Consider the following 19,276-nt stretch of genomic DNA (forward strand, 5'->3'; position numbering starts at 1 on the left):
ATGATATATTCTGATAATCAAAAGTAATCTTGCTTATGTTCTATAAGATTCTTCGCTAACGCTCAGAATGACATGCTTCTAAGGTTTATTTGGAAATAATTGGATTAAACTGACGCCTATGGGGGCAGACCTACGTGTCTGCCCGCTTTTTCGGGACGACCCATGTGTCGTCCCCTACATTTATTTTTCATTGAAATATTTTCTATGTCTTATGAGGACACCATGGATATTTTGAAACCCTTTAGTGATTTGATCCATGAAAATAGGGCTTTGGAATATGAAGCTATTGGCTGGGATGACGGTAAAAGCATGGTTACCCTAGGGGGAGCCTCATATCTCATACCCTTTGACAGAAATAAAAATGGATTGGACAACTATCCCTTTGCAGTGGAGATAAGAAATTTGATGGGGATTCATCAAATTGAATGGACAAAGCTGATTGTCCTGGATTTTTATCTTTCCGCCCTGCATCATCTAGAATATACTGCTTACCTACCCTGGTACAGCAGATTGATAGAGGGGTTCTTTAATATAAAAGCACTAAAAAACAGCTTTAATAGGATTGAAAAACTGCCTTATTTTGAACTGGTATCAGCATACATTGACTTGCTGATAGATGAGATTCCAAAAGAGGAGAAATTCACACTTGCATCAGGCCTGGCGGCTTATCTCTATACCCTTATTCCGGCAGAATCCCATCGCAGAGAGTATATAGATGGAGATGAGCACTACTATTATTACCGCAATAAGGACTATATTGCAGGCAGTCACGAGATTGGCTACTGGTTAAATCTGATGGCTAAAAACCACTATGATGACCAAAGCTTTATGCAATACTTTAGCCTATGCTATCAATACTATAGAGCAAGCCTATATACTATAGACGCCACTCTGAATCTGGCTGATTTTGGCCGTGCCTTAAGCCTTGAAATCATTGATGAGAATGAAGTCTATAAAGAGCTCATGGACCGACCCCTTAGTCTAGCCAATATAAGGGTCTTTACCAGCAGCCATCAACATAATAGAGACGAGCTTCTAAACTACCCACGGCTTATGGAGCTGGGAAAGACCGCAGTAGAAAAAATCGCAAGGATTGAAGTGATGCGGGGTGAGTTGAATACAGAAGTTACCCACCTGGCAGCAGGCATTCAAAAATGCTACGGTGCAGATTTATTTGGTGCAATACTTCTTGGCGCTGAAAAAGATACCTACGTACGGGGCTATAACTTTGTGGATGGGGATTGCACGAAAAAGCAGATGTTGAGCCATCTGCTGAAATGCTGTTATCCAAATTCGGAAGATAGTGCAGTCACCTTGAAAGCGCTATTAGAGGGGAAAAAGATCACCGACAGGCAGCTGGTTGAAGGCGCTATGTATGCACCCCAGTGGCTAGACATTGTATCGGAATATCTTGGATATGAAGGGCTGAAATCAGCCTGCTGATATTTCCATGCCCATGTAAATGAATTCTTTTCAGAAGAAAAGTTTACGATTGCAGCAAAATATTCTGCCCTATTGCCTCAGGATTTTAGGGATGGGGCCTTCGACAAAAACTGGTTTATGGAGGCCTACACCACCCTTGGAGAGCAGCGCTTTAAAATAGTCTATGACAGCGCCAAGTATATAGCTGGGGGAGGACTTCACCGCCGTTCTCAGCTGTTTGCTGATGCTGCATTGGGCAGGCTGGATCTTGAAGTGACTAAAAATAGAGTCATAGATAAGAGAAATAAAGACTATTTACTGGCCTATGGATTGATTCCCATTACGGATAAAGCAGACCTGCTGGCGCGCTACGAATATATTCAGCAATATACCAAAGAAAGCAAACAGTTCGGGGCCCAAAGACAGGCTAGTGAAAAGCGAAGCGCTAGTATTGCACTGTTGAATTTAGCCACAAATGCGGGATATTGCGATGTGAATCGGTTGGTTTGGAATATGGAAACCGTCAAACTGGATGCCATCGCTGACTATTTGCAGCCTCGCAGGTTAGAGGACATGGAGGTGCAATTAATCATTGATGAACTGGGGCAGGGGGAAATAAAGTGTGTAAAGGAAGGCAAAGTCCAAAGGGATATTCCGGCTAAGTACAAAAGCATGAATATATTCAAGCGATAAAAGCGGTAAAAAAATCGCTGAGGGATCAATATATCAGAGCTAGAGAAAGCTTTGAGGCTGCCATGGAGAGAGGCGATGAATTCGAGGTCGGAGAACTGAAAGCCCTATGCAGCAATCCTGTTTTAGCACCTATTATCAGGAATTTGGTCTTGGTGCGGGGAGAGCAGTCAGGTTTTTTCCATGAGGGATTATTGATAAACTATAGAAATGAAGCATACTCCCTATGCCCTGATGAAAGACTCAAGATTGCCCATCCCGTAGATTTGCATAGGTTGGGAGCTTGGTCAAACTATCAGAGGGAGCTGTTTCATCATAGACGAATTCAACCTTTCAAGCAGGTATTTAGAGAGTTATATTTACCCAATTCAGACGAGTTAAAGGAACAGACCCTATCCCGCAGATATGCAGGTCACCAAATACAACCCCGCAAAGCTGCAGCACTGTTAAAAAGCCGAGGGTGGCTAGCCGCCTATGAAGAGGGCTTGCAGAAGGTATATTATAAAGAGGATATCGTTGCAACCATTTATGCCATGGCTGGCTGGTTTTCTCCCTCTGAGGTAGAGGCACCGACCATTGAAATTATTCGATTTGAAGATAGGAAAACCGGGAAGCCTCTTTACATCAGCCAGGTACCAAAGCTTGTCTTCTCAGAAGTTATGAGGGATGTAGACTTGGTAGTAAGCGTGTCCCATGTAGGTGGAGTAGATCCCGAGGCCAGCTTATCCACAATAGAAATCAGAAAAGTAATTTTAGAGGAACTGTTAAAACTGCTGAAGCTGGAAAATGTATTGTTAACTGCAAATCATGCCAAAGTCAGGGGGGGGGTCATGGGGAATACACAGTTCATTTGGGTAGTGGCGTTGTGCATAAAATGGGAACCGGCTCTATCCACGTACTGCCTGTACACTCCAGCCACCGAGGCAGGATATTTCTGCCGTTTATAGATGAAGATCCTAAGACCGAAGAGATCCTATCGAAGGGAATCCTTCTGGCAGAGGATAGTAAAATAAAGGACCCAAGCATACTTGAGCAGATTTGCAGCTAGGATATATCAGAAAAACAGTGTATATAAATCTTTAATATTTATTTATAAAACTTTTATAATTGCTTTATTTAGAGTTTAATTTCATTCTTTATAATGACCTTATAAATAAAAAGGAGGTCATTTTTTATGAACAAAATTAAACTCATGTATGATGTAGTGAAAACATTGAAGCAAAAAGAGGTATTTAAAGGTACGCTGAAAGCAGAAGTCAGGAAGGACCGTACCGAGGTATTTAGCTTAGAAAAGGATTTCGAAAAAGATACGGTTAGCGGTCAGGGCAAATCTAAAATCGTCACAGTACTAGACTACGAGGGAAAAAAGGTAAGGCATGAGAGCAGTACAGAATTCAATCTGCAGGACTGCTATGGTGGCAAGCATCATGATTTTATTAAAGGAATGCATAAGTATCACCATGGAGAAGCAAAATGCTGCGGATTTAAAGGAAAACTGTCAAAGCTGGCATTCCTATTAAATGTGCTAAATGATATGGAGGTACAGGAATTAGATGATAAGGGTGTAATGTTAACCATCCATATTGATGAAATCCCTGAAGATCTTAAAAATGCCATCAAAGAAAAGATGAATCATAAAAGAGAGCACTACAGGGGAGAACATGAGGCCTGCTGCATGAAGGATTTCTGTTTCATGGAAGAAATAAACCTTTCTATCAAAATACAAATTAATAAGAACAACGAGATCAATAAGGTAATTCTGTCTGCCAACGGAAAGCAAATGAATGAGACAGAGGAAGGGAAAGAAGTCAGCCTAGACGCATCGTTAAATTTAGTATGGTAGGCAGTCAAAAGGGTGTTAAATAAGCATTTTAACACCCTTATGCTTTATGGATAAAAGGTGTTATAATAGAGGAAGTAATTAACATCGAAGGTGATGGATATGTATACAAGACGAAAGCATATGCATAAATATTTTCATATGGGCTACGAACAGGAATGCTGGTATCATAAGGATTTTCATCTATATCATCGATATCTTAGGTGGGCCAGACCGGCAGTCTTTCTTTTTAATCTCTTTATCATATATCTGCTTTTTAAATGGATTGGAAATCAAGCGGTCAGTATTTTTTTTGCCGTGTTTATAACCATTAAGGAAATCTTTCATCTTGCTTTTCTTATGAGGCTGGAGAAGAAGATTTTTAGGCCCATGGATCAGCTTAAACACGCAGTGGATGAAATCGCTAAAGGAAATTACAATGTAAAGGTAGAATGTGAGGTAACCAATGAGTTTGCTGTACTAATTCATTCATTTAACCGAATGGCGGAACAGCTATTGCAAAGTGAAAAAATAAAGCTTGCCTATGAAGAGAATAGGAAGACATTGATTGCCAATATTTCTCATGATTTGAAAACACCTATTGCATCTATCCAAGGATATATGGAGGCTATTGAAGAGGGCGTTGCCGCATCACCGGAAAAGCTGGATAAATACTTAAAAATCATACATCATAACATTATCTATATCAACAAGCTCATCGATGACCTTTTTTTATTTTCCAAGCTAGATATGGAAAAGCTGGATTTTCAATATGAAAATGTAGATATACGCTCCTACATGGAAGACCTTATGGAAGAGTTGCAGTTTGAATTGGAGGAAAAGCAAATTCAATTTACCTATTGGGACAGGATGGATCAAAATCTTCTTCTTTATTTAGATAGAAAAAGAATTCAGCAAGCCATAAGGAATATTATCGGAAATGCAGTTAAGTACGGAAATCAGGAAAAATTAGCTGTAGAAGTAACACTGTTTTTTCAGGAGGATTCGATTCGTATTGCCATAAAAGATAATGGGCCCGGTATTTCTGAAGATAAACTCCCTTATATTTTCGACCGATTCTATCGGATTGACCATGAACGCACCAAGGATTTTATGAGTACAGGTCTTGGTTTAGCTATTGCTAAAGAACTTGTTGAGGCCCATAGGGGGAAGATTATGGTATCAAGCACAGAGGAGGAGGGAAGCTGCTTTACTATAATGCTTCCTGTCGCAAAGTCGTAAGGAGGGTACAAAATCGATGAAACAGATATTGATCATTGAAGACGATATCAATATTGCAGAACTGGAGAGAGATTATCTTCAACTAAACGGCTATAAAGCAGATATTGTTCAAGACGGAACCCAGGGTCTCAAAAAGGCCATATCCGGTGCTTATGATGTGATCCTTGTAGACCTGATGCTGCCCAATACAAGCGGGTATGAGATCATACAGGGGATTCGAAAAAACCTTGAGGTTCCCCTCATTGTTGTGTCTGCCCGCAACGAAGATATAGATAAAATTCGGGGACTTGGTTTAGGTGCAGATGATTATCTGACAAAGCCCTTTAGTCCGGCAGAACTGGTTGCCAGGGTAAAGTCTCATATTCAGAGGTATGAGCGCTTGACGGGCAAAAAGGCAGCAAATGAAACCATAAGCTGCAAAGGATTAGAAATCAATACTGCAGCCCATAGAGTCTTTGTAAATAGCAAGGAAATTCAAATGACCTCCAGGGAATATGAACTATTATTGTTTTTAGCATCCAATCCCAATATTGTATTTAGCAAGGATCAAATTTTCGATACCATCTGGGGAGAAGAGTATTATGGAGACACTGGAACAGTAGCTGTGCATATCCAAAAGATCAGAAAGAAAATCGAAAAAGATCCATCAAATCCACAGTATATTGAAACCATTTGGGGATCAGGATATCGATTTAATTCCTGATCCTTCCTGATACAGAATCAAGATAGCCGAAAAAAATTAAATCTGTAGAAAAGTGACATGTTCCCATTGCAATAACAGTTGTAAAAAACTGATACATTGATGGGAATTTTTTTGTTGAAAAGGTATGGTTATATTTGGAGAAAAAGCAAAATAAATATCAAAAATATATTGACAAAAATCTAAGAACATAATAATATTAACATTGTTAACATTATTAACATTATTAATGAAAAGGATGTTGCAGATGGATAAAAAAGAAATACAAAGGCAGAGAATGATGAGGTATTTTATCGATGCTGCAAAGGAGATTATCAAGGAAGAAGGAATCAAAGGGGTTACAGCCAGAAGTGTCGGGGATCGTGCAGGATATTCCTATGCAACCATATACAACTATTTTAATGATCTAAATACACTGTTATCTTATTGTGTTTTTGACTTTTTAGAAGATTGCTACAGATATATGCTGAATTTCAAGGATGGGAAAATAGATGCCAGGGAACAGATTATTATCTATGCAGAAGCATATTTCAAATATTTTGCACAACACCCGGATATGTTTAAATTAATCTTCGTAGAGGATTTGGGAAAACCTCCGAAGGAACTAATTGAAAGCGGCATGAAGCCCTCCGTCGGTGTGCTGCTGGGAGAAAACATCACATCATGCGCCAAGCAGGGATACATTTTAGAGAAGGATGTGGAATTGTTACAGGGTCTAATCGGGTCTTCGATCCACGGGAAGCTGCTCTTTTTCACACAGGGAAGAAGTGTCGAAAGGCTGGAGGTTGTAATTGCTTCTTTGAGAAAGGAAATAGAATTTTTGATGAAGGGTAAAGAGGTGGAGAAATGAGTAGAGGGTTTAAAAGAGTTCTAACGGTTGTAATGGTTCTTGTTGTAGGGTTATCAGCTGCTTTCTTCCTAGGATTGCAAATGAAGCTGCGGGAATTTAGCAAAGAAATCCGTAGTATAGATATTCAGTCTATCGATTTGTCTAAGGTTGCAGATGGGGAATATACAGGAGAGTACTATGTGAATGAATCAGTCGGTGCAGCTGTGAATGTTAGCGTGGAAAATCATAGAATTACAGGAATTGAGTTTATAGAACACAAATATGGAAAAGGTAAAAAAGCGGAAGGAATTACCAATAATGTTATCCGCGCCCAAAGCCTGCAGGTAGATACGATCTCAGGAGCTACAGGAAGCAGTACCATTATACTTAAGGCCATTGAAAATGCATTATTAAAAGCAAATTAACGTTTAGAAGGAGGTTTTAACATGAATACATTAATCCTATATGGAACGAAATACGGCAGTGCAGAGAGATGCGCCGCAATGTTGTCAGAGCAGCTCGACGGAGAAGTGGATGTATTTGATCTAAAAGCAGTAAAGGAAGTAGACCTTTCAAAATATGGTCGGGTAATTATTGGTGGGTCTATTTACATGGGCAGAATACAAAAAGAAGTAAGCGAGTTCTGCACAAACAATACAGAGGTCTTGAAAGAAAAAAAGCTTGGGTTTTACATCTGCTGTATGCGGGAAGGTGATATTGCAGAAAAGCAAATATACGATTCTTTTCCTCACGAGCTTTTAACCAATAGTGTTGCATGGGATTATTTTGGAGGAGAGTTTATCTTTAAAAAGATGGGCTTTATGGATCGGTTTATTGTCAAGAGAGTATCTAAGATTGACAAGGATACATCCAGCATTTCGGAAAGCAAGATCAAAAAGTTTGCAAAGACGATGAACAATTATTATTAAATCATCTTTCATTTATCTGGTTTACGTTTATGGGGAATAGGGAGGAAATGAAATGTTTAAGGTTAAGTTCAGAACAGCTGCCATGCTTTCAAGGATGATACTGATACTGGCGGGAATCGCTTCCGCAGGAGGAATGTTGATCGGAGATCTTTACCGGGACAATGAATTGGTTAAAGCGGCATGGTACGGCAATGATTTGGTGACACTGTTTGTTGCAGTTCCCTCGATGGCAGGAGCTCTATGGTTTGCCTTTAGAGGTTCCCAACGGGCGCAGTTGATTTGGATCGGCACCTTGTGGTATATGGTTTATAATTATATTTTTTATCTTTACGCAGCCGCTTTTAACAAATTTTTTCTGCTCTATACAGCTCTGTTTGCCTTATCATCCTATGCAATGATTTTTGCCCTGTTAAAAATAGATGCAAAGAGTATGGCAAAGAAATTTAGCAGCCGAACGCCTGTGAAATGGATTAGCGGATATATGCTGTTCTTTGCACTGCTTCTTGGAGGCTTATGGATTATGATGTCCATAAACTTCATCATTACGGGCCAAGTCCCTCAGGATATTTTACAGACAGATCACCCTACCGGTGTAGTTTATGCTACGGATTTGGCACTGTTGATGCCAGCTACAGTGCTGAGTGCAATTCTGCTGTGGAAGCGTCAGGCTTGGGGGTATGTGTTATCTGTTATGGTGCTGGTTAAAGGGGCTGCCTATAGTCTGGTATTAATGGTGATGTCTGTAATATCCTATAGGAAAGTCGGGCAGGCAGATCCCTATATATATCTTTGGATTGCTTTAGGTGTAGGAGCCATGCTTGCATTAGGAGGTCTGCTGGTGAATATGCAGTCGGACAATTAAAAGAAAAATACTAATCACCCCGTTGCAGGCTAGAAAAAAGGATCTATCTCTTATAGAGACAGATCCTTAAATTATTTGTTTAATTGAAAAGCAGGGCGGAGCCAGAAACGTTTCTCAAATTGTTCAAAAAGTACGGGTGTTTCAAAAAAATCCGAGAGGTTTTCTGTTGTCAGCACCGCTGCTGTCTTGCCGGAAGAATGAATCTCTCCCCTGCGAAGTAATAAAGTATGACTAAACACTGGCAGAATTTCTTCTGTGCGATGGGTAACATATATCAACGTAGGCGCGTCTTTTTCACAACTTAGTTTTTCAATTATAGAAAGCAGTTGTTCTTTGGCGAAAATGTCTAAGCCTGTACAGGGTTCGTCAAGAATCAATAAGCGGGGGGATGCCATAAGCCCCCTGGCAATCAGGACTCTTTGCTTTTCCCCTTGGGACAGGGACTGGTAGGAACGGTTTGCAAAATGGACAATATCAAAGCGGTCCAGCAGATGTCTGGCGAAATCACGATCCTCTTCTTTAGGCTGCTCATATAGACCGATGGTTGCAAACTTCCCGCTGAGCACGATATCTTCTACTGTTTCATTTGCATAAAGTCTTTCCTGAAGAGCAGAGCTGACCCATCCAATGGATTTACGCAGCTCTCTCAAATCAAATTTTCCAAAAACCTTATCAAGAACAGAAATTTCGCCCTTTGAGGGGAAAAGATATCCATTTACCATATTTAATAAGGTAGTCTTTCCGGAACCATTTAACCCCAGGATTGCCCAATGCTCGCCAGGGGATACGGTCCAATCAATATCCTTTAAGATGGTTTTGCCATCTCTAAAGACAGAAACCTGCTTTGCCTGAATAATCAATAAAAATCTCTCCTTTACCCTGGCATAGTATATAGAAATCCAGCATATGCTGCTCCTTCATCTATTCTACAAAAGCGTTATAGATAGCTTGTACCCCTTGTTCGAAGTCACGGGTCTCAATACCGACGATGATATTGATCTCACTGGAGCCCTGATCAATCATTCGAATGTTGATATTGGCATCGGCCAGCGCAGTAAACAACTTTGCAGCCATGCCCGGTGTATAGGACATACCCTGCCCTACAGTTGCAATGAGGGCCATATTTGGATATACCTCCAGGGCATCAGGGTTGCACTGCTGCTGAATTTCCCGGATCAGTTTGTCCAGTTTGTTTTCAATCTGATAGTCCGTGATAACAATCGATAATGTATCAATGCCGGAAGGAATATGCTCAAAATATACTCCGTTCATTTCGAAAATGGTCAGCAGTTTTCTTACGAAGCCAATGTCAGACTTCATAAGATTCTTTTCTAAATGGATTACCGTAAAATCCTTTCTCCCGGCGATACCTGTAATAGCTCCTGCCCGCTTTGCTTCATTTACGATAAGCGTACCCGGATGATCAGGTTCATTTGTATTTTTGATATTAATAGGTATACCTGCTTTTCTCACGGGGAAGATGGTTTCCTCATGAAGTACGCTGGCACCCATATAGGATAGCTCTCTTAATTCACGATAAGTAATGGTTTCAATAGGCTTTGGGTTATCGATAATCCGGGGATCTGCCATTAAAAAGCCCGATACGTCGGTCCAGTTTTCATAGATATCTGCCTGTACACCTCTGGCTACGATAGCACCGGTTATATCGGAGCCCCCCCGGGAGAAAATTTTGACCTCTCCGTCCGGCGTGGAACCGTAAAAGCCTGGTATAACAGCTTTGGGATGCTTAGACAGCCGTTGGGCAAGCACTATATTGGTACGCTCTGCATCAAAGCTGCCGTCTTGTTTAAAAAATACAATCTCTGCAGCATCTACAAAATCATAACCGATATAGTTGGCAAGAATGATACCATTGAGATATTCGCCGCGGCTGGCTATGTAATCTAAGGAAGCATGGTTTTTGATTCTGTTCTTAATGATTTTCAATTCAGCAGATATATCCAGGTCTAACTCTAGTTCGGCCACAATCCCTAAATATCTGTCGGTAATAATCTGAAATACTTCCTCAAAGGGAACGGAATGCTGAACATGGGCGTGACATAGATAAAGCAGGTCTGTTATTTTGCTGTCTTCAGCATAGCGCTTGCCCGGTGCCGATGGAACCACATATCTGCGGCTCTCATCCGCCATAATAATTGAACGAACTTTACGAAACTGATTTGCATCGGCAAGTGAGCTTCCGCCGAATTTAGCTACTTTACATTTCAATGGGGTCGACCTCCTAATTTTTAAGAATATTAGAAACATTATAATGATAGATCTAGGAAAAGTCAACTATAACTTTCGGCGGGCGTCAGACAGTGTAAATAAAAAGAGGCATCAGCTGGAAAAATATTTTTCACAGTGGATGCCAGGAGAGCAATACTTTTTTACCTCTATAATCCGATAAACGAATATTCTTTTCATTTTGATCCATTAAAGCAAAATCCGGTGCAGGACTGCCTGCTGTAATAGGTTTCATACATCAGTCTCCTTTCTCTAATGATTTTATCATGTCCTTGGAGGTTAGATTTTATGAGGTTGGAGGTTGCATTATTTGCTTTATACATGAATATATAGGCACTGATTATATTTGTGTTCATATGGGAAAAGACGCACTATGCAATTTGTAAGTCTATTTATTCCAGGGATAGGGTTGCCCAATCTGTGATAGGTTTCATCTTCTCTATCCATATTTCTATGGGGCTTATGCTAAAAAACTCATATCTATTTAGTAAACTAATAACGAGAACTAGAATAGTAATCCCAATATAGATATAAACTACTTTCTTATCGTTTTTTTTCAGTTTCAGAAAATCTATTAACAGTACAATAGATACGAAAAGAGATATAAGAATATTCATCAAATCCTCCCCCTATTAATATTGAGGGCTGAGTGGATAATTGTACTCTCTACCTTTATATGAATATCTGCAGTAGAGAATATATCATTCCATTGGGTTTTTATGGCTTTAAACTCTTTAGGATATTTTTTGGAAAAATCTTTGCTCAAGTTAAAGTAATCGATACTATACTTTTGTTGAGCGTTTTTAACTGCTTTTCGCAGCTTATCCTCAAGAACTTGATTCAGCTGCTCTTGGGCAGATTTGATGTTCAGTTCATGAACTTGATGCCTTTGTGTTATTCTTTCTGCTACATTTCCCTGCACCTTAAGTTCAATATCAAATCCTACTTTATCATTTTCATATTTTGGTGTAATTTTTGTTTTAGCCTTTAGAATTTCTATAGTGATTTTATCACCGGTTTGATTATATTCAAAGACAATGAGCCCATTTTTAAAATTATTGGTAATTAGGTTAAAGCTTTGCCCTTCTTCATAGTCTAGATATCCCCGTAGACGGTCGTGATGAAAAAAAGCAATCCGGGTGAGCATTAACCGGTCTTTATCATATTTTGTGGGTGAGGGTATTTTTTCCACCAGTGTAGTTGTGTAATTCATCACAGGGCTATTTACAGCTTCAACGGTTCTACGCAGATCAGATACATATATTTTTGAATTGGCACCATAGTTTTTAGCGGCGATTTCTAAGACCGAAGCAGGGATTTGGCCGAGGATGTTGGGTGAATCCAAAATATCCTCCGGGTCAGTTTTTGTAATAAAAACCTGGGAGGACAGTCTGATTTCCATATCCTGTACTAAAAAACCAACCACCTCTCCGATTCCTTCCCTAGCGATAGACTCATCGATTAGAATAGTTTGAATATGAGCCAAGTAAAGACGTCTTGCGGCCAGGAGAGACAGATTCCTTAATGCATCAAAGACGGTTAAGCCCTCTGTTTTTATGACAGTATATACATCCCGCTGGGCAGGGGCCTCTGCTGCAATTGCCTCAGGATTTGCAACTTGAGCCACAGCCATATAAAGTCCTTTATCTGTTTTAGACAGGCCTATCCCCATGACGAATCCCAGATTCTCTATTTCCCTGCGGCTCCAGCAGGAGCTGGTAAACAGGGTACACACAAGCAAAAGGAATACCATATTCAATCTTCTCATAGATATTCTTTCCTTTCATTGATTGAAGAGTGGGGCTTTAGACGATCTGTTTTTTTATTTATGTTATTTTTGATGATATGAGAAGATCGTTTCGTAATGGCCCACTGAGGAAACCGAAGAATCCAGTCCTTCATATCCTGCAAACTTACCGGCGCAAAGGGAACCATGAAGGGAACCCCAAAGGATCTTAGAGATATAAGATGCAGGGCAATGATTAATGCACCGGTCATAATGCCGTAAATACCAAGGGTTGCCGCCAGAGCCATATTAAAAAATCTAATGATTCTTAGGCTTAAAGTAAAATTGCTGTAGGGCATGGTAAAAGAGAAAATTGCCGTAGCTGCGACTACAATGACAACTGCCGGTGATACCAGACCAGCCTCAACAGCAGCCTGTCCGATGATCAATGCACCTACGATGCTGACCGCTTGTCCCAAATGGGTTGGAAGTCTGATGCCTGCCTCTCTCAAAGCCTCGAAGGCAACCTCCATCAACAAAGCTTCTACGAAGGCAGGATAAGGAACCCCGGCTTTCGTGCCGGCAAGGGTGAGGGCAAGACGGGTAGGGATGACCTCCTGATGAAAAGTAATAACAGCAATATAAACAGAGGGTAAAAAAGCAAGAATGACAGCACCCCCATAGCCTAAGAGTCTGTTTAAGGTTGAAAAATAATAATTCTGGTAATAGTCTTCGGTGGTTATGAAAAAATCTGATATAATAGCCGGAACAACAATAACAAAGGGGCTACCGTCACAGATGATGGCCACCCGGCCCTCTAAGAGCATGGGGGCTACTCTGTCAGGCCGTTCTGTGTAGAATGTTGTTGGAAAAAGACTGGTAGGAGCGTCCGTAATATATTCTTCAATATTAGAAGAACTCATTATGCCATCTACGTTGATTCTATTTAATCTTCTAAGCAGTTCTTCAACGATAGAGGAATGGGAAATATTATCCATATAGACGATTCTTATTTCAGAATTGGATTCCCTTCCCAAATGAAGCGCTTTTACCGCAAGATGGGAAGACTTAATTTTCCTACGGATCATAGCTGTATTAATATTTATATCCTCTACGAAGCCTTCTTGAGGACCCTTTATGGCTTTTTCGGCTTTGGGTTCGGCGTATTTCTTTCCTACAAGCCTTGATATATCAATGGATATGGCTTTTGGATAACCATTGATGAGCAGAATGCCATTTCCCTTTAAAATTGCATCCATACTTTGTTTTACATCGCTTAAAAATGCTGGATGGATGTTCAGCAAGATTTTTTCAATCAGTGTCTCCACATCTGAAGATAGAAGCGTTCTTTCCTCTAAAGGTCTTTCTCCGATGCCTATGGTAAGGGGAGATAGGGTCGATGTCTCCAGTATGCTGCTGTCTATAAGGTTTTCTATAAAAACAACCACTGCTTTCATGCTGGGAAGTGTAGCGATATGGAAGGTTTTAAAAACCATATCATCACTATTGCATGTGAGAGAATGCAGCATTTCAATATTTCTATCTATATTATCTGAAAAGAATAAAGGCAAATCTTCACTAGATAGATGGTTATCTATTGATATTACTTTGTGTTTCTTATTCCCCGCTCTACTTAGAATACCCTTAACGAAATCAAACATTGATCCTTTCATGGCCTCTACACCTTCCTTGGTAATAATATTTTGCACATGTTTTTATAGAAATATCACAAACTATCATAGAAAGCGGGTGAGAGAGAAAAATGAACAATTTATCTGAGAACAACAAAGAAATCATATCCTACAGACAACTTTTTTTGTTGGCGTTGGCTCAGCTTGGAGGAGCATCTATCATTTATCTTCCGGGAACAGCAGAGGCAGGGAAAGATGTTTGGATTTCCAATATTATTGCTTCCATGGCAGCCTATGTTGTCATTTATTGCCACTATCTCCCCTTATCCCTATGTCCAGGATGTTCAATGACCAAAACCCTAAACAAATATTGGGGCAAGTTCTTTGGAGGCCTGGTAAATTTGTATTATTTTTTATTCTTCTTCATCCTTAGCTGCTTGATTGTATCCGATGTTTTCTATTTTGGAAAAATAACGATGCCGGAAACCCCAGGAGTTGTTTTTATCATTTTTTTTCTTATTCCTGGGATTTACGCAGTGAAACTGGGACTGGAGACAATCGCAAGATTTTTGGAGTTTCTCTTACCGGCTCTAGTCATTGTGTACTGCACCTTGTTTTTACTTGTTATGCCTAAATTGGTATTAGATCATCTGAGGCCTATTCTGGCGGAAGGAATGAAACCGGTTTTAGCAGGAGCCATACCAAATATGAATTTCCCCTATGCACAGATACTGCCCGTAGCTTTTTTCTATAAATATACCCGGAGTCATTCCAAGGGCGGTAAAAATTTTTTGAAACCCATCTTTGGGGCTATTTTTGCGGCTTCGATACTTCTTACCTTTCGATCCATGGCATCGATTGCTGCCTTTGATGAAGCTACATTAATAACCCTACCCTATCCTCCATTCAGTACTATACGGTTGATTGAGGTTGGAGATGTCCTTGAGAGACTGGATGCATTTTTGTTAGCAGTGTTTTATGGCACTACCTTTATAAAATTTATTTTGACTTGCTACGTGATGTGTGAGATTATTTCAGATTACTTTCAGGCAGGGGAACCTAAGGACTTCTCAATGCCTGTTGCTGTTTTGATCGGGGTATCTATGCCTATTTTAATTCCCCGATTTGATATCATTTTAAAAACCGTAGTACCGTATTTCTTTTCTTCATTGCCGCTCTTTGCACCAATACCGCTGCTGCTGTATATGACCATCAGGATAAGAAAGAAAGAGCACAAGTCTCAGGGAGGCAGTTCGATTTGATCTATAATGAATCGAACAAAAAGAAATAAATCCGTTAGCATATAAAGTTAGCTTCCTTCCATGAGATGAAAGAAAATATCAAAGAAAATCTTATACATAAAAGGAATTGGACACTGGGTATAGAATCCTTAAAAAAGATCTGTATTTTAGATAGATGGAGCATAAAAGAAGACGTAAAGTCAGTGTCTGTGATAGATCAGCTCCCATGAAGTCAGGGGAGAAGGGATGAAGTTTTGAAAGTTGTTCACTTTAGAGACAAGAAACAAAAAATGTGGTAAAGTAATTTTTAACTATATATTTGTCCCATCAGAGAGCAAGAAAAAAAGCTTAAGCCATGGAAGCACGTTAAAAAATTTGCAAATAGGGTAGCAGAAAGGGCATTTGGGATATATTGGATGAGGGAGTGAAGGGGATATGAGTAAATACAGAGTTTGGTTTCTGTTGGTGGTGTGTAATTTATTTTGGGCAGGCAATTATGTGTTTGGTAAATATGTAGTAGCGGAGATGAGCCCTCTCTGGATTACTTTTTCCCGATGGGCGGTGGCGGCCTTTGTATTGCTGGCTATAGCTCATTTTCATGAAAAACCCGATTGGAAATCAGTGGTGAAGCAGTGGCCTGCTTTTATTATACTGGGTCTATTAGGGTTCGTAGGCTATAATATGGTTCTTTATACGGCCTTGGATTATACCTCTTCCACCAATGCAGCCTTGGTCAGCGCATTCGGTCCCGGTGTGATGGCGATCTTTTCTCTTTTTATGTTAAAAGAAGGAATTTCTAAACTGCAAATCACGGGAATCGGACTTTCTCTCCTGGGAGTATTGGTGGTTTTGACTAAGGGAAATATACTGCAGGTTTTTCAAGTGGCATATAATCGGGGAGATGTACTGATGCTTGCCGCCGTAGTGATGTGGACGCTCTATTCCATTATGGGAAAAAAGCTGAATGGAATTAAGCCGATTACGGCTACTGCCATGGCTGCATTGTTTGCTGTAGTTATGATGGCGCCTTTTGCCTTTGCTCAAGGTATCGATATTGCGAACATTAGCTCTCTGGCGATGATAGGCATTTCTTACATGATCCTCTTCCCCTCTATAGGCTCCTTTGTATTCTGGAACATATCAGTACGGGAAATCGGTGCAAGCCAGGCTGGCATATTTTTAAATCTCATTCCCGTATTTACAGCCCTGATTAGCTGGACTCTCGGAGAAAGGATAACTCTGTCCCAAATTGGCGGGGGATGCCTCGTATTTATAGGGGTATATTTGACAACGGGTATGCTGGAGCGGAACCTGGCAGCCAAAAATGTATTGGAGAAGCAGGCAGAAAAATAATCATCTAACCTCCGGGAATTCAACTCAAATGTCTATAAAAGCTGAGGCCAAAATAGGAGTCAAAAAGAAAATTTCTTTTTAACTCCTATTATTTATAGTACAATATTCTTACAAAAACTGAAAATACAATATATTTACGGAGGATAAAACATGAGATTAATTTCTTGGAATGTGAATGGACTAAGGGCCTGCGTGGAAAAAGGTTTTCTGGATTACTTCAATGATGTAAATGCGGATATATTTTGTGTTCAGGAAACAAAGCTTCAGGAAGGGCAAATTCAGCTGGATTTAGAGGGATATGAACAATATTGGAATTATGCTGTAAAGAAAGGTTACTCGGGCACTGCTGTTTTTACCAAGATAAATCCAATATCTGTCAGCTATGGAATAGGGATCCCAGAGCATGAACTAGAGGGCAGGGTAATTACTCTGGAATTCGATGATTTTTATTTAGTAAACGTCTATACCCCCAATGCGCAGCGGGAATTGGCAAGATTAGACTATAGAATGGTTTGGGAGGATGTCTTTAGAAACTATTTACTGAAATTAGACGAGGTAAAACCAGTGATTTTATGCGGAGATCTTAATGTAGCCCATCAGGAAATCGACTTAAAGAACCCGAAAACCAATAGAAGAAATGCGGGCTTTACAGATGAAGAACGGGAAAAAATGACAGAGCTGCTAGCCTCCGGATTTATTGATAGCTTTAGATACTTTTATCCGGATCAGAAAGATGCATATACCTGGTGGTCTTACATGGGAAGAGCAAGAGAGAAGAATGTAGGCTGGAGAATTGATTATTTCATTGTATCCGACAAGCTGAAGGAAAAATTAGTGGATGCACAAATCCATTCTGCCATTATGGGGAGCGACCACTGTCCGGTGCTGCTGGAGATAGGGCTGTAAAGGGCAGATTGCTAATTGGTAAAGGATTAAACTTCTGCTTTAAGATTGCAGGAAACCTCTCCTAATTTTGTATAACCTACCAACGGAGCACCTTCTGAGAGTGCTCTTTTTGTAGTATAATCTGATAATGCATAATGATGAGCCATAACCATCCTTCTAGTCATCTTTCAAGGATTCGGCATCAATATTCTCTGTAGTTATAAGGCGAATAAACGGTTATAGTTTATAAATCGTTGAGGTGAGAATAGTGTTTGTCTTCTAACAAAAATTGCAATATAATAAGTGAAAAAAATGAAACCTGCTTAGGAGGATGGGGACGCTATGGCGGCTATAAAAAGAAGATCATCAATACTGATACTTTTGGGTATTTGTTTTATTATCCTACTAAGTAGCGGAGGATTTTTTACCATATACCTTACCCATACAATCGGACCCGATGCAGAAATGATTAATCAACTGGGAATCATTAGAGGCTCTATTCAGAGGTTTGTAAAATTCGAGCTTGGTGGGCACCCGGACAATGCACTGATAGATGAGATTGATCTGAAAATAAACGCTCTAAATAGTAAAAAAATGAAAATTCATGACAGACACCAAGAGATTCAGTGCTACATAGGTGATTTGAAGCAGTCTTGTCTGCTGTTGAAAGAAGCTGCATATGAATATAGAAAGGATCCTTCCCTGCATAATCGGGATCTGTTATTAGAGAAAAGTGAGGTCGCCTGGCAGGAAGCAAACAGCATGGTGCTAATGTCTCAAACACTTTCAGAAAAAAAGGTAGGCCGATACAGAATAAGTTTTATTTTTTTGGGTGTTAACTTATCTTTAGGCTTTCTGATGATCTTTTTAATCAAGAGATATGTAAAAGATACACTGGAGTATTTGGTCAACTATGACGGACTAACCAAGCTTTATAACAGAAGGTTCTTTAATGAGAGCCTTCATGGAGAAATCCTTAGGGCTGAGAGATATGAAAGAGGCCTATCTGTTATTATGTTCGATATAGACCATTTTAAAAGGGTAAATGATACCTATGGACATGACGCAGGGGACAGCGTATTAAAGGAATTGTCTCAGCTGATACAGAAGAATATCAGAAAGACGGACATCCTGGCTAGACTGGGCGGAGAGGAGTTTGCAGTGATTGTCCCTGAGACATGGGCTGAAGGTGCTTTGCTGTTAGCTGAAAAGCTTAGAGATGCTGTGGCTAGATATTCTTTTAAGCATGCAGGAAAAATCACTATTAGCTTAGGGATAACGGAACTGGCTGAAGGGGATACTGCAGATGTTATTTATAAGCGGGCAGATATGGCATTATATGAAGCAAAAAGCAAAGGAAGAAATCGAAGTGAAGTAAAATATAAGAAGCAAAGCATGGAGATTTAGTCTTCCATAATATTCAAAAAGGTCTAGTCGTTTAACTAAACCTTTTTTGTGTAAAATTTTGTTATATTTCCCGGGAAATGTGTAAGGTCAGGAAATAATTTGGAGAAAACTGTAAGCTGATACGTTATCGTATCAGCATTTTTATATAACAGGAAAGTTCTGCTTTCCTATTATATAAAAAGAGGGGTTGTAGGGGATGAAATCCCCTGCCCGCATTCAGGAAGGTGCTCAGGCTGCCGCGCAGCCGTCGAAGGAAACCTAGGGTTTCCTAGCGAAAGCATCGAAGATGCTTT

The 19,276-nt window shown here is 39.9% G+C and carries 18 protein-coding genes and 2 pseudogenes; 14 read left to right on the forward strand and 6 right to left on the reverse strand.

Annotated features, from left to right (window positions below):
• The first annotated feature begins 204 nt into the window (after positions 1–204).
• From BUB56_RS20005 to BUB56_RS17300, 10 genes and pseudogenes are all read left to right on the forward strand, one after another.
• Positions 205–2,115 (forward strand): annotated as a pseudogene (locus BUB56_RS20005) (DUF5724 domain-containing protein).
• Positions 2,116–2,147: 32 nt separating this feature from the next.
• Entirely contained in the window at positions 2,148–3,059 is a 912-nt protein-coding gene (locus BUB56_RS17265; RefSeq protein WP_242946423.1) for a DUF4132 domain-containing protein, read from the forward strand.
• Entirely contained in the window at positions 2,987–3,160 is a 174-nt protein-coding gene (locus tag BUB56_RS20505; RefSeq protein ID WP_456297990.1) for a DUF7737 domain-containing protein, read from the forward strand. Before BUB56_RS17265 ends, BUB56_RS20505 begins: the two co-directional genes overlap by 73 nt.
• Before the next feature lie 126 nt (positions 3,161–3,286).
• Positions 3,287–3,955, forward strand: coding sequence for a hypothetical protein (locus BUB56_RS17270; RefSeq protein WP_110942509.1), 669 nt, complete (start codon positions 3,287–3,289; stop codon positions 3,953–3,955).
• Between the two features lie 99 nt (positions 3,956–4,054).
• A complete protein-coding gene (locus BUB56_RS17275) occupies positions 4,055–5,173 on the forward strand; it encodes a sensor histidine kinase (RefSeq protein WP_242946421.1) in 1,119 nt (372 codons plus the stop codon).
• Positions 5,174–5,189: 16 nt separating this feature from the next.
• The gene (locus BUB56_RS17280) at positions 5,190–5,876 is read left to right on the forward strand and encodes a response regulator transcription factor (RefSeq protein ID WP_110942511.1); all 687 of its coding nucleotides are present in this window, start codon (positions 5,190–5,192) and stop codon (positions 5,874–5,876) included.
• 244 nt (positions 5,877–6,120) lie between these two features.
• Positions 6,121–6,723 carry a TetR/AcrR family transcriptional regulator gene (locus BUB56_RS17285; protein ID WP_190014684.1) on the forward strand — a complete coding sequence of 201 codons (603 nt, stop codon included), beginning with the start codon at positions 6,121–6,123 and terminating at the stop codon, positions 6,721–6,723.
• Positions 6,720–7,127: an FMN-binding protein gene (locus tag BUB56_RS17290; protein ID WP_110942513.1), complete on the forward strand. Its 408-nt coding sequence runs from the start codon at positions 6,720–6,722 to the stop codon at positions 7,125–7,127. The genes BUB56_RS17285 and BUB56_RS17290 overlap by 4 nt, the downstream gene beginning before the upstream one ends.
• A 21-nt stretch (positions 7,128–7,148) precedes the next feature.
• A complete protein-coding gene (locus tag BUB56_RS17295) occupies positions 7,149–7,631 on the forward strand; it encodes a flavodoxin domain-containing protein (protein ID WP_110942514.1) in 483 nt (160 codons plus the stop codon).
• A 52-nt stretch (positions 7,632–7,683) separates the two neighbouring features.
• A complete protein-coding gene (locus BUB56_RS17300) occupies positions 7,684–8,493 on the forward strand; it encodes a hypothetical protein (protein ID WP_110942515.1) in 810 nt (269 codons plus the stop codon).
• A gap of 71 nt (positions 8,494–8,564) precedes the next feature.
• Here the strand turns inward: BUB56_RS17300 and BUB56_RS17305 are convergent, their stop codons facing one another.
• The 6 genes and pseudogenes from BUB56_RS17305 to BUB56_RS17330 form a co-directional block, all read right to left on the reverse strand.
• Positions 8,565–9,353, reverse strand: coding sequence for an ABC transporter ATP-binding protein (locus tag BUB56_RS17305; RefSeq protein ID WP_110942516.1), 789 nt, complete (start codon positions 9,351–9,353; stop codon positions 8,565–8,567).
• Between the two features lie 61 nt (positions 9,354–9,414).
• Positions 9,415–10,722: an aspartate kinase gene (locus BUB56_RS17310; RefSeq protein WP_242946422.1), complete on the reverse strand. Its 1,308-nt coding sequence runs from the start codon at positions 10,720–10,722 to the stop codon at positions 9,415–9,417.
• Positions 10,723–10,864: 142 nt separating this feature from the next.
• Positions 10,865–10,948, reverse strand: a pseudogene (locus BUB56_RS17315) (peroxiredoxin family protein); the annotation flags it as partial.
• A gap of 184 nt (positions 10,949–11,132) precedes the next feature.
• A complete protein-coding gene (locus BUB56_RS17320; protein ID WP_110942519.1) occupies positions 11,133–11,357 on the reverse strand; it encodes a hypothetical protein in 225 nt (74 codons plus the stop codon).
• Positions 11,357–12,508 carry a Ger(x)C family spore germination protein gene (locus BUB56_RS17325; RefSeq protein WP_110942520.1) on the reverse strand — a complete coding sequence of 384 codons (1,152 nt, stop codon included), beginning with the start codon at positions 12,506–12,508 and terminating at the stop codon, positions 11,357–11,359. Before BUB56_RS17325 ends, BUB56_RS17320 begins: the two co-directional genes overlap by 1 nt.
• Entirely contained in the window at positions 12,505–14,139 is a 1,635-nt protein-coding gene (locus BUB56_RS17330; RefSeq protein WP_110942521.1) for a spore germination protein, read from the reverse strand. The genes BUB56_RS17325 and BUB56_RS17330 overlap by 4 nt, the downstream gene beginning before the upstream one ends.
• A gap of 89 nt (positions 14,140–14,228) precedes the next feature.
• Between BUB56_RS17330 and BUB56_RS17335 the strand changes: the two genes are divergently transcribed.
• The 4 genes from BUB56_RS17335 (at position 14,229) to BUB56_RS17350 (ending at position 18,983) form a co-directional block, all read left to right on the forward strand.
• Positions 14,229–15,359, forward strand: coding sequence for a GerAB/ArcD/ProY family transporter (locus BUB56_RS17335; RefSeq protein WP_110942522.1), 1,131 nt, complete (start codon positions 14,229–14,231; stop codon positions 15,357–15,359).
• Between the two features lie 414 nt (positions 15,360–15,773).
• Entirely contained in the window at positions 15,774–16,691 is a 918-nt protein-coding gene (locus tag BUB56_RS17340; RefSeq protein ID WP_110942523.1) for a DMT family transporter, read from the forward strand.
• Positions 16,692–16,841: 150 nt separating this feature from the next.
• Entirely contained in the window at positions 16,842–17,597 is a 756-nt protein-coding gene (locus BUB56_RS17345) for an exodeoxyribonuclease III (protein WP_110942524.1), read from the forward strand.
• 321 nt (positions 17,598–17,918) lie between these two features.
• Positions 17,919–18,983: a GGDEF domain-containing protein gene (locus tag BUB56_RS17350; RefSeq protein WP_110942525.1), complete on the forward strand. Its 1,065-nt coding sequence runs from the start codon at positions 17,919–17,921 to the stop codon at positions 18,981–18,983.
• Positions 18,984–19,276: the final 293 nt, after the last annotated feature.

It is taken from the genome of Geosporobacter subterraneus DSM 17957 (assembly GCF_900142145.1).
GTDB lineage: Bacteria > Bacillota > Clostridia > Peptostreptococcales > Thermotaleaceae > Geosporobacter > Geosporobacter subterraneus.